We start from the raw sequence: 20,304 nt of genomic DNA on the forward strand, positions 1-20,304 counted from the left end.
CAATTCTTTGACCTGACCTTCTTTTGATTCGTTCTAAACTAAAAATTCAACTTGGAACTAATTAATATTTGAAAAAAGAAAGATTTCTTATGCTAAGTAAGAGGAAAAATTTATAAAGATGAGTTGATGAGTTGATTAATGAATAATGTAAAAAACTGAAAATAGGTGAACTTCGTGAAGTGGAAGCCCCTGTTCGCAGTCCTGTTGGGACTGCTGATGGTAGGAATAGCGATGGCTGAAACAAGCCGCCCAATGGTCAAGCCCACAGAATCCAACAATACGTTGGACATCAAACTTCCCCCAGCACCACTGGGCAAAACGATGTACTTCTATGGCGGAGATGCTGTGAAAGCCTTGACAGAGCTTGAACACAAAAACATGACCCTAAGAATAGTTCTCAACTACGAGTTATCCCGAATAACGTTCCTTGGAGTGTACGAGAATCCAGACGGTAGGGTGTATTACTACATTGTTGAGGGGCCCGTAAAAAAGGAGGCTGCTCTGAGGGACTTTATCAAAAATGCTAGGCACTTCTCGCAGAGACCAACATTTAGAGAAGCATCGATGCTGGGACGAACTAGGAATTGGACCGACATCGGTGCGATCACATGGAAAAAGGCTTCTATCGGGACGACAATGGAGATGGGGGTAACTGCGGAGTTCAGCTACGTTTCCACAACATCTGGGATGATTTACTATCTGGTGGGGATTCATCAGGTTGCCAAACCCAAGAGACATGATATAGCCGTTGATGAAATGGTAGTTGATGTCAGTGTTCCCGCCGAAATACCCCTTTCGAAGATATGGATAAGCAAGTGGCTCCCCCAAATGGACGGGGGGCCCAAAAGATACTACTCGTACACCTCACAGATAAGCGTGGACGGGAACACGCTCGGTTATTCGGCCTCTGCATCAACTAGTGAGGATACCAACGATGGTATCACGTTTAGATGGAAGGTTAAGAGTCGTGAGATTGGCAGGGATGTTGAGTTTATCCACTATGACTTTGTGAAGAAGATTGGAAATGGGAGGCTATCGCGACCCGCTTATGGGATGATCCTCGATGCAAATCCGAGCGTTATCCTCGTCTCCACGCAGAACAATGCCCGGTTGTCCTTTGAAGCCCAAGCGAAGTTCAACATTGCCAACAGGATGATTGTCCCAACGGATGCGCTGAAATTCGAAGTTGAAGTTAATCCTGAGGGGGTGAGAGAGCGTTGATGTTTCTATTTTTAACTTTAATCTCGGCACTCACCGATGGTGAGGGTTATCCAGTGGCATTGGGGAGTACAGCCTAACGCCTTCGATGCATTCCACGCGGCAAAATAAGCTCGGACACAGTTTACGAGAAGGTTGGGATTAAGGGGATAATGCTTGAGGATCCCGAATAAGCAGGACTGTTTTATTTCATCCACAATAGTTGCTGGGGGACTAAACATTTCTGAATGCTTATGCTCATAATATAGAGTTGTTAACCTTAGGTTGTTATTTAGTAAAGTTTATTTATCTGCATTGAGATATTGGGATAAAAGACCCCGCTTGCAAAGGAGGTACTGTGATGGGCGTGCTCAGGTACTCGTTTTCCAAGTACTGGGAGCTTTCCAGGACGCTGAGGAAGAGGCAGGCGCTCATCATTCTCCTGAATTTGATTGTCTCGTACCTGAACGTCCGCTTTGCCCTGATGCTGAGGGACACGATAAACAGCCCGAACACGAGCAGAATACTCATCCTTGGAGGTTTTCTCGTCTTGATAAACGCCCTGAGCTTCGTGGTTACCTACCTCCTTGACGTATCCAAGAGGGCAATGCAGGTGGAGATAATAGGCAGGATTTACGAGAAAATCCTCCACGCAAAGGAGGAAACCTTCAGGGTGAAAACTCCCGGGGAATACCTTACTGACCTGGTTTCAAACGTCGTCTACGTCAGCTCGCTCTCGGCAGCCCTTATACCGGCTCTGATCGTGAACGCGGTGAGCTTTGGGGCTTATCTAATAGCCCTATTTCTCCTGAGTCCAAGGCTCTCCCTCGTCCTGCTCCCGTTTTTGATAGCGACCGTTCTCCTCTTCAAAAAGCAGGTCGGGGAACTCGCCAAGGTGTCCTCGAAAGAGAGGGACAGGTTCTCAATGCTGATTGAGAGGATAAGGACGAACCTCGAAGGGAGAAAAAGCATTAAAAACACGGACTCTTTGAGAGGGGCCATGAGGAAGCTGAACGACGAGTGTACGGGATGGTACAACTCGGTCAAGGGGCTCGTGCTCGCGTCTTTGAAGTACAGGTATCTTTACCACACCCTCTACAGGCTCGTACCCCTTATCAGCGTTCTGGTCGGGCTCCTCTGGAGGATGGACACAGGCACTCTGGTGGCGTTCTACATGATGGCGGGAGAGATCATAGAGCCCCTGGTCGTAATTTTAAACGACCTCGGCCACGTTCCAGAATCTTACCCCGCTCTGAAGAGAATCGATGAGGCCCTCAACATGGAGGGGGAGAAGTTTGGAGAGAGAACCCTCACTCGGGTTGAGAGCATAGAGCTGAAAAACGTCTCGTACGGCACGATCCTGAAGAACGTGAACCTCAAGATATCTCGCGGGGAGAGTGTGGGCATCGTCGGGGAGAGCGGAAGCGGCAAGACGACCCTCGCGAACGTAATCGCCTGCCACTACCGCCCGGAGGAAGGAGAAGTTTTGGTTAACGACATCCCTGCCAAGGAGTTCGGGAACCTGAGGAGAAAGATAATCCTGGTGGAAACAAACGAGTTCATATTCCCCGGCACTGTTAGGGAGAACGTAACCCTCTGGGAAGAGTTCGACGAAGAGGAGCTTAGGGAAGCCGTAAGTATTGCGAAGGTGAACCTGCCCCTGGACGAGAAGATCGGGCCAAGTTACAGGGAAGTCTCCTTGGGAGAGCGGCAGAGGATAGCCCTGGCCAGGGCCCTGATCCGCAAACCAGAGGTTCTCATCCTGGATGAAGCCCTTTCGGGAGTTGATCCGGACGTGGAGGCGGAGATAATCGGGGAGATAAAAGCCAGGGGGATAACCCTGGTCGCGATATCCCACAGGCCGTCCACAACCAAGCTCGTGGACAGGCTCGTGCTGGTGGAGAAGGGAAGGGTAAGGGAAGTGGGGGGATAAGCGCATCACAGGCCCTGGAAAACCTCTTGAAGGATTCATGATTTTCCATGAACATTCCCATGCTAACCTTACCAGTCAAGCCATTCTCTCAGAACCGCACAGTGAAATGGTTTTTAAGCCCCTCGCCAAACCCTTCTCCGGTGAGAAAGATGGCGCAGCTCAAGGCACACCACGTCAGGCTCACGACCTTCATCCAGGCGACGGAAGACGAGGACAAGGTGCTCGACGCAATAGCAACGTTCATTCCAGAGGAGATAGACGAGGACGACGTCCTCTTTGACATCCTAGAGACGGAGGGCTACTTCGGGAACCCAATAAAGGTTGTGAACGTCGAGATAAAGAGGAGCAAAGCGGTAAGAAAGTTCCTGGAGTACTTCAAGGAACTGCTTAGCGAGAAAGACAAGAAGTACCTCCTCGACCATCTCGACGAGAAGGTTGACGAGGAGGGGACTTTCTACGTCCGCTTCAACAAGCAGAAGGCCTATCTCGGTGAGGCAGAGGTTGACGAGGGGCCCGACGTCATTCAGGTTAGGATAAAGGTCAAGGCCTTCCCGATGAGGAAGGAAGCGGTCGTCAAAGCGATTAGGGAGTGGCTGGAGGAATGAGCGAGGAGGAAGTTTCTTTTTCACGTGACTACTTCGTCGAGATGGACGTTAGGGATGAAGAGGCCCACGAACTTGCCAGCGATTGGTTTGACGAAGTAGTCTTCACAAAAAAGCTCGTCCTCGAAGACCCTCCAGATTGGGGCTCTCTAAAAGAAGAACTCAAGGAGCTCCGCGGGAAGTACGGAAAGGTCGCACTCCTCCTCGTGACCAGAAAGCCGAGCCTCATCAGGGAAGTAAAGAGCAGAAACCTCAAGGCCCTACTCTACGTTCAGGGCGGCGACATGAGAATAAACAGGATGGCAATAGAGAGCGGTGTAGATGCCCTGATTAGTCCATGGTTCGGCAGAAAGGATCCGGGCTTTGACCATACTTTGGCCGGAATGGCCGCGAGACGGGGAGTTGCGATAGGGTTCTCCCTCTCACCCCTCCTGAATGCTAATCCCTATGGGAGAGCGCAGATTCTCCGTTTCATGATGAAGACCTGGCAGCTGGTGAAGAAGTACCGCGTCCCCAGGTTTATCACGTCTTCCGCAGAGAGCAGGTGGGAAGTGAGGGGCCCGAGGGATTTGATGAGCCTTGGGATAAATATAGGAATGGAAATACCCGAGGCGAGGGCGAGCCTGAACTTCTACCCTAGAACTATTGTCTGGAAGCTTTAGCGTTTCTTCAATATTTGCATTTATTTGTTTATAATAGCTATAATTTTTGAGTTTATTGAAGTTTTCATGTCTATTTTTTGCCAAAATGGGGGGATGACCTTCTGCCGTTCTAACTATCCAGCGTTGAATAACTACAAGGAATATTTAATGCCAAAAAATATGTCGAAAAATATATAAAGATGTGGGGGAAGTGGACGTGGGTGGTTGCAGTGAAGCCTCTCCATGATCCAGTGTACCTCACGGTTGCCTTTGAGCAGGCAGGCGAGACGGGGCTCTCGGACAGGGGTTTTGACCTCAAGTACTCCAGGGAAGAGAATCCAACGGTAAGGCTCCTGGAAAAGAAAGTTGCTTCTATAGAGGGGGGCACGGATTCTCTGGCATTCAACAGCGGGATGGCAGCCATAAGCGCTCTATACATTTCCACTCTCAAAGCGGGCGAAGAAGTAGTTCTTCCCATGGAGGGCTATGGAACGACGATCCAGCTCGCAGAGGAGCTGAGGAAGTTCGGTGTGAGGGTCAAGCTTGCATATCCGAGTTCAGAAGCCCTCAATGAGGCGATAACGGAGAACACCAGGCTGGTTCTTACAGAAGTAGTCACCAACCCGACCCTGAAGGTAATAGACGTTCCTGAAGTCATAAGGCGGGCGAAAGAGGTGGGGGCAACGGTCGTAGTTGACAACACATTCTCTCCATTGATTTTCAAGCCGCTAAAAGTTGGGGCAGATGGGGTAATCCACAGCCTCACCAAATACATAGCTGGCCACAATGACGTTATGGGCGGGGCTCTGATATGGGGCGACCTTGATCCTGAAAACCTCTGGCACTGGAGGAGGAGGCTTGGATCGATAATCCAGCCCTTCGAGGCCTGGCTGGTAATCAGGGGCCTCAAGACTTTGGAGCTGCGCTTTGAGAGACAGAGCAGGACTGCCCATGCAATAGCCGAGTTCCTGAGCGAGCATCCAAAGATTGAAAAAGTTCACTACCCTGGCCTCAAGGACGATCCATACCATTCCACCGCCAGGAGGATATTCTCAAAGCCCCTCTTCGGCGGAGTCCTCAGCTTCCTCCACAGGGAGGGGGAAAGCGGAGCTAAGGCGTTTCTCAGGAGGCTGAAGAGGGTATTCCCCTCGCCCTCTCTTGGGGGCGTTGAGAGCCTGGCATCCTACCCCGTGATGAGTGCCGCCAAGACTATGCCAGAGGAGAGGCGCAGGCTCCTCGGAATTACCCCGGGCCTCATCAGGCTCTCGGTTGGCGTTGAGGACGCCGATCTTCTCATCGAGGACATAGACAGGGCCCTGGGGGGTGGTTGATATCCAGGTGACAACGTGTCCAAAGGATCTCCTCAACGGTCCTTGCGGGGGGGCGCTGAACGAGAGGTGCGAGGTGGATGGAAAAGAATGCCCCTGGGTCAGGATACTGGAGAGGTTCAACGTTGACCCCGCGACTCTCTTTGAAGAGCATCCATTACTCCTTGAGCTCGAAGACCTCGTGGAGAGAGACTCCAGGCCCAGGGATTCGGCTTTCTGGCAGAACCTAGAGAGGGGAAGGGCCTTCAGCGTTGAGTTTCCCGTGGCGTCGGTCTCAAAGCCCGAGGAATCCCTCCAGGTTCTTAGAGAGATCAGAGCTAACCTGGTAACGGTGCCAGATAATCCCCTTGGATATCCTCACTACGACCCCATTGCGGTGGCCTGCTACCTTAAATCCCTGGGACTGCGCTCTGGAGTAATGCCACACATCACCGCAAAGGACAGGAACCTGAACGCCCTGACGTCGGAGCTCAGGACCGCCCAGGTCTTCGGCTGTGAGGCCGTTCTGCTTACAACCGGCGACTGGCCGGGCTTTGCGGTACCCAGCAGGCCCGTATTTGACGTTGACGCCTCGAACCTGATACGCCTGGCCAGGCTCGTCTTTGCAGGGGTGATGCCGACCAAGGAAGTCCTTGAAGTCGAGAGCAGGCCGCGGGTTGCGAGCACAATGAACCCTCATTACAGACCCAAACTGGAGGCAAGGAGACTGGCAAGGAAGCTGATAGCGGGAAGTGAGGCCTTTTTCACCCAGGTGGTAGCGGCGGGGGAGAGCGCAACTGGGATTTCAAAGATCGTTGAAGAGCTCAAAAAATACGCGGACGTTGATGTCCCGATAATCGCATCGGTGCTCTACCCCATGAAGGAGGAGATGAAGCCCTTCCTTAGGGCTCTGGGCATACCCGTGGGGGATGAGCCATTCGAGGCCCTTTTGGAGGAGTTAAAGGCCGTGGAGGCTGTGAGGGGCCTCAACCTCATAGTCAGCTCCAGGAGTCTGGAGGAATGGCTGGGCCTCTGGAGGGAGGCCAGAGAAATAATCAAGGGGGTGTTTGAATGATAGTGCCAGCCCTTATTGGAAGCCTTCCAAGACCCGTTTCCCTGGCTAAGAAAATCGAGCAGTACTCGATAGGAAGACTTGGGGAGGAAGACCTCGAAAAGGCCTACCTTGAGCACACGAGGAGGGCCTTCATCAAGCTCAGGGAGGCCGGAATACGGGTGATCACCGATGGCCTCTACCGCTGGGACGACATCTTCAACCCCTTCATACGCTTCATAGAGGGGATTGAGGTCAACGGACTTTTCAAGTTCTATGAGAACAACTTCTTCTACCGCTCGCCAATCGTGAGGGGGGAGCTTTCCCTGCGCGAGAACCCTCTTCCCGAGTGGCTCAACCAGGCGCTGGCCATAAAGGAGGAAGTTTACCCCGGGGCAACGCTTAAGGCCGTCCTGCCCGGCCCGGTAACCCTGGCCTACCACTCACTTAACGAGTACTACAAAAACCTCGACGAACTCTCAGAGGCCTACGCGGGAGTGATTGAGGAGGCCATCAAGGAGCTTCCGGTTGAGCTCGTGGAAATTCAGGAACCCGCCCTGGCGGCTGAGCTCTCAAGGGCCACGAGGGAAAAGAGCGACGAGGTATCGAAGGAGACCGCTAAGACCCTGATAGAGCGCCTCTCAAAGGTCAAGAAGCTTTGGGTTGTTACTTACTTCGGAACCCCCCAGGTTCTCCCGAATAACGTCATCCTGAACGTCGACCTCGTCAGCGGCTCGGTTCCGGAAAAGTACTCTGGAGAGCTCGGTCTGGGCATAGTTGACGCTAGAGAGACCAGGATGGAGCGCAGGGACCGCCTGGAGGACAAGCTGAGGCCCTACCTCAGAAAGCACAGCAGGATTTACGTCACCCCGAACACGCTCCTGGACTTCCTCCCGGAGAGCGTCGCCTGGAGAAAGCTCAAGCTTCTCGGAAAGCTCGGAGGTGAGTGAAATGGAGCTTCCAATACTTCCCACCAGCATCATTGGGAGCTATCCCAAACCAAGATGGCTCCTGAGGATGTACAACCTTAGGGAGCTCGGTAGACTGCCGGAGGAGGACTTCAGGGAGGCCGTTAGAGATGCGAGTGTAGCCATCCTAAGGGAGCACGAGAGGGCGGGCGTTGATATCCCCTGGGACGGTGAGATGGGCAGGAGCGAGATGACTGAATACTTCACCGCCAAAATATCTGGCTTCAAATTCTACGGACCAATTAGGGTCTGGGGAAACGCCTACTTCAACAAGGCGGCGGCCGTCTCGAAACTCGAGTACCGGGAACCCCTCGTACTCGACGAGTTCCGCTGGGTCAAGGAGAACACCACCAGGGAGATAATCAAAGTCCCGATAACGGGGCCATACACGATAGCCGAGTGGAGCTTCAACGAGTACTATTCGAGCAAGGAGGAGCTCGCCTTTGACCTGGCGAAGATTCTGAACAAGGAGTTCAAGCTTCTGGAGAAGGAGGGGGCAACCTTCATCCAGATCGACGAGCCGGCCATGCTCAACCACCCGGATGAGGTTTCCATAGCAGTTGAAGCAATAAACAGGGCCGTAAAGGGCGTTAAGGTGAAGTTCGGGCTTCACGTCTGCTACTCGAACTACTACTTGCTCGCGGACTACTTTGACGACATAAAGGTTTCCCAGTTCGCCCTTGAGGCCGCCAACAGAAACTTCCGCGATCTGGACTACCTCAAGAAGCTCACCCACCAGGAGCTCGGATTTGGAGTAGTTGACGTCCACAACCCGCGCGTCGAGAGCCCGGAGGAAGTAGCGAAGGCCATCCGCAAGGTTATGGAATACATTGAGCCAGAGAGGCTCTACATCAACCCCGACTGTGGTCTCAAGCTGCTCGACAGGAGAATCGCCTACCAGAAGCTCGTGAACATGGTTAAGGGCGTCGAGATCGTCAGGAGAGAGCTGGCGAGGGAGGGCAAAACCTCCATACCCTTCAGGAGGGAGGTATAGTGCTCTACTCGGGCGGGAGACTCGTGGTCAAGTTCGGAGGGACCTCGGTCAGGGACGACTTTAGGGAGGCGGTTACCTTCGTCTCCCGCCTCTGGGACGAGAACGAAGTGGCCCTGGTGGTTTCGGCGATTAAGGGCGTTACCGACGCCCTATTAAAATTTTCAAGAACTGGGGAGGGCTTTGAATGGATAGAGAAGGTCCACAGGGACTTCGCGAAGAAGTACGGGATTCCCTTTGAGACCCTCGCCGCTCCATTGAGGGAGCTTAAAAAACTCTCAAGAGAGGATTTCCCCTCCTTTGAGGCCTACAGGGACCACGTGCTCTCCTACGGGGAGTGGCTTTCGGGGCTGGCGTTTGCTGAGGCTTTGAGGCGGGAGGGCATACAGGTGGAACTCTTTGAGCCATGGGAAATACTAGAGACCGACGGGAACTTCGGTAACGCCAGGGTTGACATAGCGAAGACCTCCAGAAACCTCAAGGTCGTGGAGGAGGCGTTGGAGAGGGGCAGGGTTGCCGTCATTCCAGGCTTCGTCGGCTCTTACAACGGCCTCAGAACGACCCTCGGAAGGGAGGGGAGCGACTACACCGCCGCGGTTCTCGGTAAAGGATTGAAAGCGAGGGCCGTCCTGATAATGAGCGGCGTTGACGGCATTTACACGGCGGATCCAAGAAGAGTCGTCTCAGCAAGGCTTATTCCCTTCGTATCCTACGACGAGCTCTACGTGGCATCAAAGGCCGGGATGAAGGCGATACACCACGGGGCAATTGATGTCGTGAGGGGTATCCCAATAATCTTCGGCAGAACGAGGGACTGGAGTATCGGAACAATAGCGGGCTACGAGTCGTCCAGCCTGCCGATCCTGGTCCACAGGGTAGCCGGCGAGGAGGCGGTTATAACCGCTGTCGGAGTTGCGGAAGTTCCAGGCTTTGATGGAGAAAACGGTTCTGAACTGGGTATTCCCCTGGTCAGGCTGACCGTCCCGAGTGCCCGCCTAGGGAGCACCCTCAATCTCATACATCTTCGGCTGATAGCGGACAGAATAAGCCCGCCGAGGGCTCTGTCCATTATCCGCGGGGGAGTCAGTGCTGGCAACGTTTAGAGGTCTTCCGTTCCGTGGGGTGGGGGATATGCGAATCAGGGTTCCAGCGACAATAGCGAACTTCGGGCCGGGTTTCGACGTCTTCGGCGTAGGGATAGGGGAACCCTACGATGAGCTCAAGTTCGTGGAATCTGACGAATGGGAGATTGAGGTGGAGGGTTACGACGTCCCTACCGACGGGAGGAACGTGGCGGTCGTTGCGGCAAGGGCCCTCGCTACGCTTGTCGGTGAGGAACTTTACCTACGGATGAAGCTCAGAAAGGAGATAAGGCCAAGGAGCGGGCTCGGTAGTTCGGGGGCCTCATCCCTAGCAGGAGCGTTGGCGGCGGCAAGGGTTCTGGGCATCGAGGATGATGGGCTGATAATAAAGGCGGCACTCGCGGGAGAGGAAGCTGCCTCGGGAAGTGCTCACGGGGACAACGTGGTTCCGGCTTACTATGGAGACTTCACGATAATCGAGTCCCTTAACCCCTTGAGGGTTCATAGAATACCAGTTGATTTTCCGCTGGTGGTTGTTCTGCCTCAGATTGAGGTTCCAACTAGAGAAGCCAGAAGGATTCTGCCCGAGAGGGTTCCGATGGGCGACGCGGTAAGAAATGTGGCACTCGCAGGGGCCCTGGTTAAGGCCTTAACGAGCGGAGACGTCCAAACCGTGGGGAGGCTTCTTGAAGACAGGATAGCCCTTCCCTACAGGCTGAGGCTAATGCCGTGGTTCGCAAGGGTCTGGAAAGCCGCCCTTGATGCAGGTGCCTACGGGGCCTTTGTGTCTGGCTCGGGGCCCGCTATCTTCGCGCTGGGTGAAGATCTTCACGCCATTGGGAAAGCGATTGCCGAGGCCTTTCTGGAGATCGGCGTCGATGCCGAGGTTTACATTACCCGCGCAGGGGTTGGTGCGTTTTGGCTTTAAGCTTTGGAGGTGTCGAAATGAGGGTTGCCGTTCTCGGTGCCACGGGAATGGTCGGGAGAACCTTCGTGAGGCTTCTTGCTGGCCATCCCTGGTTCAGAGTTGAGAAACTGGTTGCCTCTGAGAGGAGTGCCGGAAGGAAGTACGGAGAGCTGGTCGATGATTCGCCGGAGGAGTTCAGAGATGTGGAGGTGACTTCCCTCCCTGAATTTCTCGGAGACCCGGACGTTGACCTCGTCTTCAACGCCCTTCCAGCATCGATCTCAAGGGGGGTGGAGGAGGAGCTCGCTCAAAGCCTTCCGGTGTTCACCAACGCGAGGAGCCACCGCTACGACCATGACGTGCCAATATTAGTTCCCGAGGTCAACCGGGAGCACCTTAAGCTGATAGATGTTCAGAGGGAGAGGAGGGGCTGGGAAGGCTTCATAGTGACGAACCCGAACTGCTCGACGGCCATACTCACGGTCTCGCTCGCGGCGCTCCGCGGTTTCGGAATCAGGGAGGTCAAAGTGGCGACGATGCAGGCAATAAGCGGGGCAGGTTATTCTGGCCTCTCTGCCCTGGCAATCCAGGACAACGTGATTCCCTCCATCCCAGGGGAGGAGTGGAAGATCGAAAACGAGAGCAGGAAGATCCTCGGCGAGCTCGACGGAGTGGAGGTAAAGCCCGCCGAATTCAGAATAAGCGCAATAGCTACCCGCGTTCCAGTGCTACACGGGCACACTGAGGCTGTCTTCGTCAAACTTAAGCGGGGGAGCCTAGAGGAGGTCAGGGAGGCCTTCGAATCCTTCGATCCGCTTGGAGAGCTCGGCCTTCCAAGCTACGAGAGGCCCCTCGTCTACTCCGATGTTCCCCAGCCGCGGCTCCACAGGGACAGGGGAAGGGGCCTAACCGTTACGGTCGGGAGGCTTGAGGAGAGCAGCGGGAGCTTCAAGTACGTGGTAACGGGCCACAACCTCGTCAGGGGTGCCGCTGGAGGTTCGGTTCTCAACGCCGAGCTGGCCCACAGGCTCGGCTATCTGAAGTAATCCCTCTCTTCTCTTCCTTAATCGTCTTAAGAAATGAAAAAAGAAGGTCAGTAGCTCTCCAAAGCCGGGAAGTAGTCCGGCTCGTAGTCCTCAAGCTTTCCATCCAGGTAATCCTCGTAGCCCTTAAGGTCGAGGAAGCCGTGCCCGCTGAGGTTGAAGAGTATGATCTCTTCACGTCCTTCCCGCTTTGCCTCCAGGGCGCGGTCTATGGCCCCTTTAATGGCATGGGCGCTCTCTGGAGCTGGAACTATCCCCTCGGTCTTCGCGAAGAGGTGAGCCGCCTGGAAGACCTCGTTCTGGTGGTAGGCAACGGGCTTAACTATCCCGTGGTTTATAAGGACGCTGAGCGTCGGAGCAAGTCCGTGATAGCGCAGACCGCCCGCATGGATCGGCGGGACGTAGTATGTGTGGCCGAGGGTGTGCATCTTCATCTTCGGCGTGTATCCTCCTGAATCACCGTAGTCGTACTTGTAAACTCCCCTCGTCATCGAGGGAGCGGCCTTAGGCTCAACCGCTATGAACTCATATTCAGCCTCTCCTTTCAGAACGTCTCTGACGAACGGATAAGCCAAGCCTGCGAAGTTGCTTCCTCCGCCCACACAGCCGATTATAACGTCGGGCTCTTCGAACTCCTTCATCTGCTCCTGGGCCTCAAGACCTATGACGGTCTGGTGCATGAGGACGTGGTTGAGGACGCTTCCCAGGGCGTAGCGGGCCTTTTCGTCCCTTAAAACGTCTTCGATGGCCTCACTTATCGCTATACCGAGACCTCCGGGGTGGTTTGGATCCTCGGCCAGGAACTTTCTGCCTATCTCTGTTCTATCGCTTGGACTCGGATAGATTTCAGCACCATACAAGCGCATTATGGTCTTCCTGTAGGGCTTCTGCTGGTAGCTCGCCCTCGCCATGTACACCCTTACATTGAGACCAAGAAGTGCCCCGGCGAGGCTTAGGGCAGTTCCCCACTGGCCTGCTCCAGTCTCGGTTACGAGCCTTTCTATTCCCTGCCTCTTGGCGTAGTAAGCCTGAGCTAGGGCGGTGTTTATCTTGTGGCTTCCCGTTACCGTTGCTCCCTCGTACTTGAAGTAAATTCTCGCCGGAGTGCCGAGAGCTCTCTCAAGGTTTGTTGCCCTAAAGAGCGGTGTTGGACGGCCTATTTTGGAGTAGAGCCCTCTAACTTCTTTCGGGATTTCGATGTATCTCTCTGCGCTCATTTCCTGCTTCACAAGCTCCTCCGCGAAAATCCTTAGGAGCTTCTCCGGCTCCATAGGCTCGTCCGTCTCGGGGTCGAGCGGTGGCGCCAGCGGTTCAGGGAGGTCGGGCAGGATGTTGTACCACTTCTTTGGTATTTTCGAATCGGGCAGAACGGCTTTCATTCTAACACCTCCAGAGTTTTTGAGCTAAACTCCGCTTTAGAAAGAACAAGTCCCAAAAACGAGGGAATAATGAGCGTGAAAGCTGTGAAGACGAAGAACGTTAATGCTAAGCTAGAAGTTTTGGTACCTTCACAGCAGAGGCCAAAAGCAAGCCCCCCTAATCACTCCAAAAACGATCCCGCCCGTCAGTTTTCAGGCTAACCATCTTGAGAAGGGGCAAACTCCTAACGCCAAAAACAATCACTCCTGGCACTCATTGGGCATCGGAGTTCTGAAGAGTTCAGGCTTTATATGTCTTTTGCCCGTACTCCTGTAAAAATGACGGAAAAAGGGAGAAACAGGGCTAAAATTTTGGCGTTTCATCTAACTGGCGGACCTTGGAGTGCCGTTTCCACGGCTTTTACGTCGGCTTTCCTGCCTTTCAAAGCTATTAACACCCTGTAATCCTCGGCATCACCACTGAGAAAGTGCAGGCCCCTGTCCTTCTTTTTCATAATGTATTCAGCGTATTTTACTTGGTCTTCGCTTGAGTACAGGAGCATCAGCACCTTAACGCCGTTTTGAAAGCCTGCTCATTTCCACCACCCTAAGCGACCTCGGTCTGTTCGTACGGACTCTCACCCTTCCTGTGCTTTAGGAGGAGGGAGTACATAAACTCCCTCAAGTCCGGACTCATGCCATCATCGAGCAGGATGTCGGCATTTCCTCTGTAGAGCTTCTCCGCCTTCGTTGTCAGAAGTGCTATCTTTGGAGTCAGGTACTCCAGAAGGGCCTTTCCTATTTCTGCGAACTCCTCTTCACTGAGTTCTTCGTCCGTTTCAAAGGCGAGGTAAACAACGAAGTCCTTCATTTGAACGGCGAGAACGCTCTCGGTCTCAGTTACCTCGAAGAACGAAAAGTTGTACGTGCTTGATTTAACTCTCGCCAGGAGCAGGCCCTTTATGGAGACAGTGATTGGGACGCCCTCCAACTCAAATATCAAGTCCTCCGCGAATTCTCCCTTGGCTATTTGATAGAGCTCTTCGACTCCCATTCCTACCCCCGGCGGAACTATTCTTCGAACACCTTTTTAACTTCTGCGAGAACACCGTAAAGGTGGTGGCATGAAGATCATAAGATTTGGTGTGTCCGTGCCTGAAGAACTCCTTGAGAAGTTCGATCAGATAATAGCGGAGAAGGGCTACGTTAACAGGAGCGAGGCGATAAGGGACCTCATGAGGGACTTCATAGTGCGGCACGAATGGGAAGCGGGCGATAAAGAGGTGGCCGGGACGATAACGATGCTCTACAACCATGATGAAGCTGACGTTGTTAAGGAGCTCCTCGATCTCCAGCATGACTATCTCAACGAGATAATCTCAAGCATTCACGTCCATATGGACGAACACAACTGCCTTGAGGTTGTTATAGTCAAGGGGAAGGCCAAGAGGATAAAAGAAATCGCGGACAGGCTCCTGAGCCTCAAGGGAGTGAAGCACGGCAAACTCGTCATGACGGGAACCGGGAAGGAGCTCGTCTAACCCACCACTTCCACTATCTCTCCCCCTCCCGGCGGGAGGATGGCGTTCAGGTCTTCTTCCCTCACCTCGTAGCCCCACTTCTTGAGTATTCCGCGGAGCTTCTTCACGAGCTCTCCCTTCTTCATTGAGCCGGGCCTTATGACGATGTATCTGTCGGTGTGGGCCTTAATCGCTTCAACCGGCGCGCAGACTACGTATTCTTCGCCATCATAGTTTATCACACCCACAGCTAGCTTGAGCGGAAGGCCGTGCATCCAGTTCCTCTTTCCGTAGACCATGAAGGCGCCCTTGCCGAGGTACTCGCCGCTCGGGGCCTGCTTCGTTACCTGGTTGGGGTAGGCCCAGTAGGCATCTGCTGAATAGAGGCCCTGGCTCCAAGCCCTGCTCATGGAAACAGCAAACTGGCAGGCCTCGAAGATCGTCCTCTCTCCCGCCTTCTGACCGTCCTTTATGACGACGTGCGGAGCGCCGTAAACGTCCGCGTGGCAGTAGAGGTCGTTATCCTCCATATGTTTCTTGACGAGAACCTCGTTGGTGCTCGCGTCCTTTCCAGCCAGAACCAGAAAGCCCTCGCTCGAGACGAACCAGCGGAACTTCTCGAACCACTTCCTCTTTCTCCTCTCTAGCTTCTTCACGTTCAGTTCCTTCTTCTGCTCTTCCTCGATGAGCTTTTCAATCTCCTCGAGCTTCCTCTTCGTGTCCTCGTAGGCCTTTAAGGCCCCCTCATACTTGTGCCTGAACTTCTTGGCCTTCTCGTAGTAGATTTCGGCGTTCTCGCCTATACTCTTCTCAAGGTAGAGCTTCACCTTTTTGCCGTCGAGCTCTATCGTTACGGCCTTCTCTTTCGGGTCCATTCCTTTGACCATGAGCGCGACTTTGTTTCCTGCTTTCTTGCCCTCCTCTATCCTCCGCTTGAACTCGTCCCAGCCGAGGGTTTCGGTGGCCTTCCTGAACTCTTCCAGAAGGCGCTCGATTAGGGTGTAGTTGGCGTAGATTAAATCGCCTATCTCCTGGTTCTCTCTCATGGCCTTTTCAAAGCCCTTGAGCATCTCCTCCTGCTTCCTGAGGGTGGCCATAAGTTGTCTCTTCTTCTCTTCGAGCTTTTTGGTCTGCTCTATTTTGGCCTTTTCAAGCGTTATCTTCCCGAAGTACTCATCCAGGGCCTCGCTGAACGTGGGGAAATAGCGCTTCTCGAACCCCTCGTAGATTTTCAGCTCTATCGGGACGACGTCGTGCATAACCCCGTCCTTGAAGACGATGTTCGGCTTGGGCTCGTCGTTGAAGGTTCTTATCATCTCGTCATAGACTCTCTTCAGGTCTTCGTCGCTCAGCTCCTTGACCGGCGTCGTCTTCTCGAAGCCCGCCCTCAGGGAAATCTCCTCCGCGTACATCCCGCCCATGTTGAGCTTCCTCGCCAAAGCCCTGACGAGCTCAAGCTCAGGCTCTTCCCTCATCAGCTCGAGGAACCTCTCAAAAGACACTTCGAGAGGGTTCTCTCTGGCAGGAGGGAACTTGTACTCCGCCTTCGGCTTTATTGTCCTGTCCTTGTACTCCTCGTAGCGGAGCGCGGCGACTATTTTGTTTTCGGAATCCACGAGGATTATGTTGCCCCTCCTGAAGAGCTCGCCGATGAGTGTGTAGTTTCCTATTCTGATCTTGACTATCCTGTCGAACTGGTGCTGCTCTATGGCGTCTATGAAGCCCCCTCCGAGGTGCTTCCTCAGGAGCATCGTGAAGCTCGAGGGGGTTTTGGGGGCCTCTTTGATGTAGCTCGTGAGGTGGAATCTCTTCCCGGCTTCGAGGATTAGGTCTGCTCTCCCCTCCTTCGTCCTCAGCTTGAACCTCACCTCGTCGCCGTCGTGGTAAACCTTGTCAACGCGAGAACCGACCAGCCACTGAAGTTCGCGCACGATATAGCGTATGTCAACGCTGCTCATCTCTTCCTTCATTCTCTCACCCGGGAAAAGTTGAGGAAAGAAGTTTATAAGGACTTATCTCTCGGAGAATTACCACGCAAATGCCACAAGGATAGCGGCGGCTATTGCCAGAATGGCCCGGTATATGTCGGATTCAGCACTTTCAATGGCTTCGTCAAGAAATACCCATGCCAGCCCAGCAACGCCTATGTCGAAGATAACTCCCCCAAGCTTTAGGGCAGCGCTGACGGGCATTGCGAGGGTCCTTATTATCGCCCCCAGCAGGAGCACTCCAACGATGCCCATCAGAATGCCCGAACCGGCTTCCTTTTTTAGGGACTCCATCGGGCTCACCTTTTAATGTTTAGCGAGTGATGTTAAATTAACTTTTCCCCAACGTTGTTGATGTACATCTTTTTGCCGAGGCCCAACTGAGGACACGCTAACGTTAAATACTCAGCTGTGTAACCACTCCAGGTGATACTATGAAGGGTTACCTGACTTTTGTCCTTCACACTCACATCCCCTACGTTAGGAAGCACGGAAAGTGGCCTTTCGGGGAGGAGTGGGTCTTTGAGGCAATAAGCGAGACTTACATTCCCCTGCTCATGGAGTTTGAGAGGCTCAGGGACTCGGGAGTAAAGTTCGGTATAGTGGTAAACGTGACGCCGGTGCTGGCAGAACAGCTAACCGACGAGTACATGAAGAAGGCGTTTGAGGAGTACATGGAAAGAAAGCTGAAGGCAATGGAGGAAGACCTGAAGTCCAGGAAGTACGACGAAAAAGCAGTCTCATACATGCTCAACTACTTCCGGAAGGTTTACGACTACTGGAAGGCCATAAACGGAGATATAATAGGCAAGCTCAGGGAGCTCCAGGATCAGGGCTACGTCGAGGTTATTACCTCAGCCGCGACCCACGGCTACCTTCCGCTCCTCGGAAGGGACGAGGCGATAAGGGCTCAGATAGCCAACGGTGTTGCAACGTACGAGAAGCACTTCGGCAGGAAGCCGAAGGGGATTTGGCTTCCCGAATGTGCCTACAGACCTGCCGGCGAGTGGGAGCTTCCCGGCGGGAGGAAAGTAAAGAGACAGGGTATAGAAAAGTTCCTTGAGGAGTTCGGGCTGAGATACTTCTTCGTGGAGAGCAGGCTCATCGATGAGGGCCCGGCGAGCAATGTCTATGGGGAGGTTCTTCTCGCGGATACCGAGAAGACCACCCTGAGGCCCTACTGGATAAAGGGCTCAAACGTCGCTGTATTCGCCCGCAACAGAGAGACTGGCCACCAGGTCTGGAGTGCCCACTACGGCTATCCTGGCGACTTCTGGTACAGGGAGTTCCACAAAAAGGCCCCGAAGAGTGGCGGGCAGTACTGGAGGATAACGAGCAAGGAAGTTGACCTTGGAGAGAAGGAGTTCTACGACCCGGACAAGGCGATGGAGCGCGTTGAAGAGCACGCCAGGCACTTCGTCTCGCTAGTTGAGAGACTCCTGAGAGAGCACGAGGAGAAGTTCGGCGAGAAGGGCATCATAGTAGCTCCCTACGACACCGAGCTCTTCGGCCACTGGTGGTTCGAGGGTGTTAAATGGCTCGGCAGGGTTTTAGAGCTCCTCTATCAGAGGGGAGTTGAGACACCGACGCTCTCAAGGTTCCTTGAGGAGTACTCAGGAGAAAAGCACGAGATAGAGCTTCCAGAAGGTTCATGGGGAGCCAACTCCGACCACTCAACTTGGTGGAACGAGGAGACTGAGTGGACATGGCCGCACATCTACCGCGCGGAGGACAGGATGGTGGCTATAGTGAGCCGCTTCCGCGGAGGGGATGAGCTCACGAACAGGACGATAGAGCAGCTGGCGAGGGAGCTTTTGATACTGGAGGCAAGCGACTGGCAGTTCCTAATAACGACTGGACAGGCAAAGGAGTACGCCAAGAGGAGGGTTCTCATTCACAGCAGAGACTTCCACAGGCTGGCCAACGAACTGGTGAGGTACGTCAAGACCGGCGAGTTCGACGTTAAGCTCCTCGAAGAGCTTGAGGAGCGTGACAACCCGTTCAGGCCCGTCGTTGTCGGGCCCTACGTCAGCGAAAACCCGCCGGAGCTTGAGGAGTACGTTGAACCTCCAGAAGTTCCGCCAGAGAAGGAGGAAACTGAGGAAAAGCCCAAGGTTCTCACGGAGAAGGCAACTTCCCTTGCACTGGCCGTGAAGAAGGTCAAGCCGGTAAAGGAAGAGACCAGGGAAGTTAAGAAAAAGGCCGTCGAAGCCTCAAAGAGGGGGAAGAGAAAGTCCTCAAAGTCAAAAAGGCTACCCCGAAAAGTAAGTAAGAAAGCTTCTTCAAAAGGGCCTTCAGACTTGCTGTCCATAAAGGGCATCGGTCCGAAGACCTTCCAAAAGCTCAAGAGGGCTGGCGTTGAAACTATCGAAGACCTGAAGAACGCCAACATAGAAGACCTCGCCAGAAAGACCGGCATATCTACCAAGAGATTGAAAAAGTTCATAGCTCAAGTGGAGTGAGCTTTTCCTTTTCGAAACCTTTTTGGCAACTTTTTCCAAATTATTCTGGTGGTATCATGAAGAAGGTTGAGGCAGTTCTCAGGCCCGAAGACTTTGAGACCGTCAAGAAGGCGCTGAAGAGTGCAGGCTACGTTTCTCTGACGGCCTATCCCGTCCAGGGGCGCGGCGTTCAGGGTGGTATTCCGCCCTACGACCTCCTGCCGAAGATGAAGATCGAGATCGTTGTCCCAGACAAGGATGTTGACGATGTCATTGGGATAATAGTGCGGCATGCCAGGAGAGGAATCCCTGGGGACGGCAAGATATTCGTGCTTCCGGTATACGATGTCGTGAGAATAAGAACCGGAGAAAGGGGAGAAGAGGCCCTCCACTAAAGGAAAGCGTGCCTGTGCCTGTAAAGCCCCACCGCTGCGCTGACCAGGAGGTAGAGCTCTACCGCGGCGAGGAGCGTTAGGACGACGAGGTATCCCTGCGCGAAGGTAGTGCTCTTGTTAAGGTGTCCCGCTATCTCCGCGATCTTTGCTGGATCGTTGAGGGCCCTGATTCCGTAGCTTGCCGCCATTGCGCCGACTATCAGCGGTATTGGTATGGCTGAATATGCCAGCAGAAGCCCGAGGTAGCCCCTCCTCTGGAGGGACAGCATCGAGAGTATTATCGGTATCGCAAGGATTAGAGCCGTCACCGCCAGGAATTGATTCAAGTAAATTCCCGTCAGTATGAAGAACGACGTCATTCCGAAGATGTACTTACGATAGACTCTTTTCAGCTCGGCGAGCTTTTCTGGCTTGAAGTCGTACTCAGCTGAACGGGAGTAGAGTTCAATCCTGTTAACCAGTTTTAGATATTCTTTCTTCCCCATCTCCTCGATTTTCTTATCAACGCTCGCCAGCTTCAGCTCCTTCGCCTTCTTCAGGAAGAACTCAGCCAGTTCCTCGTTGTCCTTCTCAGCTTCCTCGGCCAGCTTTTTGAAATTCGCCGCAGCGTTTTTTAGTTTGGTTTTAACGGCCTCCTTCTCTTTCTCCGAGAGCACCTTGAGCCTGTCGATTTTATCGAGTGTGGACTCAAGAACCTCGGCTGTCTCCAGAAGAATATCCCTGCTTTTCACGAGAACACCCCCAAATCAAAAAGGGAAAGAAGGGATTTAATACCTTACCCCTTTGCTTCCTTCTCGGCGCTCAGGAGCTTGCTAACGCTCCAGTACACCATGCCGAGAATTACTGTCCATGCTATCAACATGTAGATTACCCAGCTCTC

The 20,304-nt window shown here is 53.5% G+C and carries 20 protein-coding genes; 14 read left to right on the top strand and 6 right to left on the bottom strand.

Annotated features, from left to right (window positions below; translation table 11 throughout):
* Nucleotides 1–174 precede the first annotated feature (174 nt).
* The 11 genes from ACZ5TN_RS10465 to asd all read left to right on the top strand — a co-directional run bounded on the left by ACZ5TN_RS10465 (nucleotide 175) and on the right by asd (nucleotide 11,725).
* Nucleotides 175–1,221 (top strand): hypothetical protein, encoded by a 1,047-nt coding sequence (locus ACZ5TN_RS10465; RefSeq protein WP_464916671.1) that lies wholly within the window; start codon nucleotides 175–177, stop codon nucleotides 1,219–1,221.
* Nucleotides 1,222–1,558: 337 nt separating this feature from the next.
* Nucleotides 1,559–3,130, top strand: coding sequence for an ABC transporter ATP-binding protein (locus tag ACZ5TN_RS10470; RefSeq protein ID WP_464916672.1), 1,572 nt, complete (start codon nucleotides 1,559–1,561; stop codon nucleotides 3,128–3,130).
* Nucleotides 3,131–3,279: 149 nt separating this feature from the next.
* Nucleotides 3,280–3,735: an RNA-binding protein gene (locus ACZ5TN_RS10475; RefSeq protein WP_464917630.1), complete on the top strand. Its 456-nt coding sequence runs from the start codon at nucleotides 3,280–3,282 to the stop codon at nucleotides 3,733–3,735.
* Complete coding sequence (locus tag ACZ5TN_RS10480) at nucleotides 3,732–4,394, top strand: Ribonuclease P protein component 3 (protein WP_011250401.1); 663 nt, start codon at nucleotides 3,732–3,734, stop codon at nucleotides 4,392–4,394. The genes ACZ5TN_RS10475 and ACZ5TN_RS10480 overlap by 4 nt, the downstream gene beginning before the upstream one ends.
* Nucleotides 4,395–4,594: 200 nt before the next feature.
* On the top strand, nucleotides 4,595–5,704 hold the full coding sequence (locus ACZ5TN_RS10485) for a cystathionine gamma-synthase family protein (RefSeq protein ID WP_464916673.1): 1,110 nt from the start codon (nucleotides 4,595–4,597) through the stop codon (nucleotides 5,702–5,704).
* Nucleotides 5,697–6,755 carry a methylenetetrahydrofolate reductase C-terminal domain-containing protein gene (locus tag ACZ5TN_RS10490; RefSeq protein ID WP_464916674.1) on the top strand — a complete coding sequence of 353 codons (1,059 nt, stop codon included), beginning with the start codon at nucleotides 5,697–5,699 and terminating at the stop codon, nucleotides 6,753–6,755. Before ACZ5TN_RS10485 ends, ACZ5TN_RS10490 begins: the two co-directional genes overlap by 8 nt.
* Entirely contained in the window at nucleotides 6,752–7,681 is a 930-nt protein-coding gene (locus tag ACZ5TN_RS10495; RefSeq protein WP_464916675.1) for a uroporphyrinogen decarboxylase/cobalamine-independent methonine synthase family protein, read from the top strand. The genes ACZ5TN_RS10490 and ACZ5TN_RS10495 overlap by 4 nt, the downstream gene beginning before the upstream one ends.
* Before the next feature lies 1 nt (nucleotide 7,682).
* Nucleotides 7,683–8,693 carry a methionine synthase gene (locus ACZ5TN_RS10500; RefSeq protein ID WP_464916676.1) on the top strand — a complete coding sequence of 337 codons (1,011 nt, stop codon included), beginning with the start codon at nucleotides 7,683–7,685 and terminating at the stop codon, nucleotides 8,691–8,693.
* Complete coding sequence (locus ACZ5TN_RS10505) at nucleotides 8,693–9,793, top strand: aspartate kinase (protein WP_464916677.1); 1,101 nt, start codon at nucleotides 8,693–8,695, stop codon at nucleotides 9,791–9,793. Before ACZ5TN_RS10500 ends, ACZ5TN_RS10505 begins: the two co-directional genes overlap by 1 nt.
* Nucleotides 9,794–9,821: 28 nt before the next feature.
* Nucleotides 9,822–10,700: a homoserine kinase gene (locus ACZ5TN_RS10510; protein WP_011250395.1), complete on the top strand. Its 879-nt coding sequence runs from the start codon at nucleotides 9,822–9,824 to the stop codon at nucleotides 10,698–10,700.
* Between the two features lie 17 nt (nucleotides 10,701–10,717).
* Nucleotides 10,718–11,725 (top strand): aspartate-semialdehyde dehydrogenase, encoded by a 1,008-nt coding sequence (gene asd, locus ACZ5TN_RS10515; protein ID WP_464916678.1) that lies wholly within the window; start codon nucleotides 10,718–10,720, stop codon nucleotides 11,723–11,725.
* Nucleotides 11,726–11,772: 47 nt separating this feature from the next.
* Here asd and ACZ5TN_RS10520 read toward each other — a convergent pair whose 3' ends face one another.
* The 3 genes from ACZ5TN_RS10520 to ACZ5TN_RS10530 form a co-directional block, all read right to left on the bottom strand.
* Complete coding sequence (locus ACZ5TN_RS10520) at nucleotides 11,773–13,101, bottom strand: TrpB-like pyridoxal phosphate-dependent enzyme (RefSeq protein WP_464916679.1); 1,329 nt, start codon at nucleotides 13,099–13,101, stop codon at nucleotides 11,773–11,775.
* A gap of 359 nt (nucleotides 13,102–13,460) precedes the next feature.
* Nucleotides 13,461–13,649, bottom strand: a complete 189-nt coding sequence (locus ACZ5TN_RS10525) for a hypothetical protein (protein ID WP_464916680.1) — start codon at nucleotides 13,647–13,649, stop codon at nucleotides 13,461–13,463.
* Nucleotides 13,650–13,687: 38 nt separating this feature from the next.
* On the bottom strand, nucleotides 13,688–14,134 hold the full coding sequence (locus ACZ5TN_RS10530; RefSeq protein WP_054839893.1) for a hypothetical protein: 447 nt from the start codon (nucleotides 14,132–14,134) through the stop codon (nucleotides 13,688–13,690).
* A gap of 70 nt (nucleotides 14,135–14,204) precedes the next feature.
* On the opposite strand from ACZ5TN_RS10530, the gene nikR reads away from it, so the two are divergent.
* Nucleotides 14,205–14,621 (top strand): nickel-responsive transcriptional regulator NikR, encoded by a 417-nt coding sequence (gene nikR / locus ACZ5TN_RS10535; RefSeq protein ID WP_011250390.1) that lies wholly within the window; start codon nucleotides 14,205–14,207, stop codon nucleotides 14,619–14,621.
* Here the strand turns inward: nikR and rqcH are convergent.
* On the bottom strand, nucleotides 14,618–16,570 hold the full coding sequence (gene rqcH / locus ACZ5TN_RS10540) for a ribosome rescue protein RqcH (protein ID WP_464916681.1): 1,953 nt from the start codon (nucleotides 16,568–16,570) through the stop codon (nucleotides 14,618–14,620). The genes nikR and rqcH overlap by 4 nt on opposite strands.
* Before the next feature lie 57 nt (nucleotides 16,571–16,627).
* Nucleotides 16,628–16,882, bottom strand: coding sequence for a hypothetical protein (locus ACZ5TN_RS10545; protein WP_464916682.1), 255 nt, complete (start codon nucleotides 16,880–16,882; stop codon nucleotides 16,628–16,630).
* A gap of 140 nt (nucleotides 16,883–17,022) precedes the next feature.
* Between ACZ5TN_RS10545 and ACZ5TN_RS10550 the strand changes: the two genes are divergently transcribed.
* On the top strand, nucleotides 17,023–19,050 hold the full coding sequence (locus ACZ5TN_RS10550) for a 1,4-alpha-glucan branching protein (RefSeq protein WP_464916683.1): 2,028 nt from the start codon (nucleotides 17,023–17,025) through the stop codon (nucleotides 19,048–19,050).
* A gap of 56 nt (nucleotides 19,051–19,106) precedes the next feature.
* Nucleotides 19,107–19,424 carry a P-II family nitrogen regulator gene (locus ACZ5TN_RS10555; protein ID WP_011250386.1) on the top strand — a complete coding sequence of 106 codons (318 nt, stop codon included), beginning with the start codon at nucleotides 19,107–19,109 and terminating at the stop codon, nucleotides 19,422–19,424.
* Here ACZ5TN_RS10555 and ACZ5TN_RS10560 read toward each other — a convergent pair.
* Entirely contained in the window at nucleotides 19,421–20,155 is a 735-nt protein-coding gene (locus ACZ5TN_RS10560; protein WP_464916684.1) for an alpha-glucosidase, read from the bottom strand. The genes ACZ5TN_RS10555 and ACZ5TN_RS10560 overlap by 4 nt on opposite strands.
* Nucleotides 20,156–20,304 lie beyond the last annotated feature (149 nt).

The organism is Thermococcus sp. JCM 11816, assembly GCF_055396515.1.

Excerpts from the sequence above, each read along its gene's own strand:
- ACZ5TN_RS10470 (WP_464916672.1), top strand. The coding sequence starts at position 1,559 with ATGGGCGTGCTCAGGTACTCGTTTTCCAAGTACTGGGAGCTTTCCAGG.
- ACZ5TN_RS10475 (WP_464917630.1), top strand. The coding sequence starts at position 3,280 with ATGGCGCAGCTCAAGGCACACCACGTCAGGCTCACGACCTTCATCCAG.
- ACZ5TN_RS10480 (WP_011250401.1), top strand. The coding sequence starts at position 3,732 with ATGAGCGAGGAGGAAGTTTCTTTTTCACGTGACTACTTCGTCGAGATG.
- ACZ5TN_RS10495 (WP_464916675.1), top strand. The coding sequence starts at position 6,752 with ATGATAGTGCCAGCCCTTATTGGAAGCCTTCCAAGACCCGTTTCCCTG.
- ACZ5TN_RS10500 (WP_464916676.1), top strand. The coding sequence starts at position 7,683 with ATGGAGCTTCCAATACTTCCCACCAGCATCATTGGGAGCTATCCCAAA.
- ACZ5TN_RS10510 (WP_011250395.1), top strand. The coding sequence starts at position 9,822 with ATGCGAATCAGGGTTCCAGCGACAATAGCGAACTTCGGGCCGGGTTTC.
- asd (WP_464916678.1), top strand. The coding sequence starts at position 10,718 with ATGAGGGTTGCCGTTCTCGGTGCCACGGGAATGGTCGGGAGAACCTTC.
- ACZ5TN_RS10520 (WP_464916679.1), bottom strand. The coding sequence starts at position 13,101 with ATGAAAGCCGTTCTGCCCGATTCGAAAATACCAAAGAAGTGGTACAAC.
- ACZ5TN_RS10530 (WP_054839893.1), bottom strand. The coding sequence starts at position 14,134 with ATGGGAGTCGAAGAGCTCTATCAAATAGCCAAGGGAGAATTCGCGGAG.
- nikR (WP_011250390.1), top strand. The coding sequence starts at position 14,205 with ATGAAGATCATAAGATTTGGTGTGTCCGTGCCTGAAGAACTCCTTGAG.
- rqcH (WP_464916681.1), bottom strand. The coding sequence starts at position 16,570 with ATGAAGGAAGAGATGAGCAGCGTTGACATACGCTATATCGTGCGCGAA.
- ACZ5TN_RS10545 (WP_464916682.1), bottom strand. The coding sequence starts at position 16,882 with ATGGAGTCCCTAAAAAAGGAAGCCGGTTCGGGCATTCTGATGGGCATC.
- ACZ5TN_RS10550 (WP_464916683.1), top strand. The coding sequence starts at position 17,023 with ATGAAGGGTTACCTGACTTTTGTCCTTCACACTCACATCCCCTACGTT.
- ACZ5TN_RS10555 (WP_011250386.1), top strand. The coding sequence starts at position 19,107 with ATGAAGAAGGTTGAGGCAGTTCTCAGGCCCGAAGACTTTGAGACCGTC.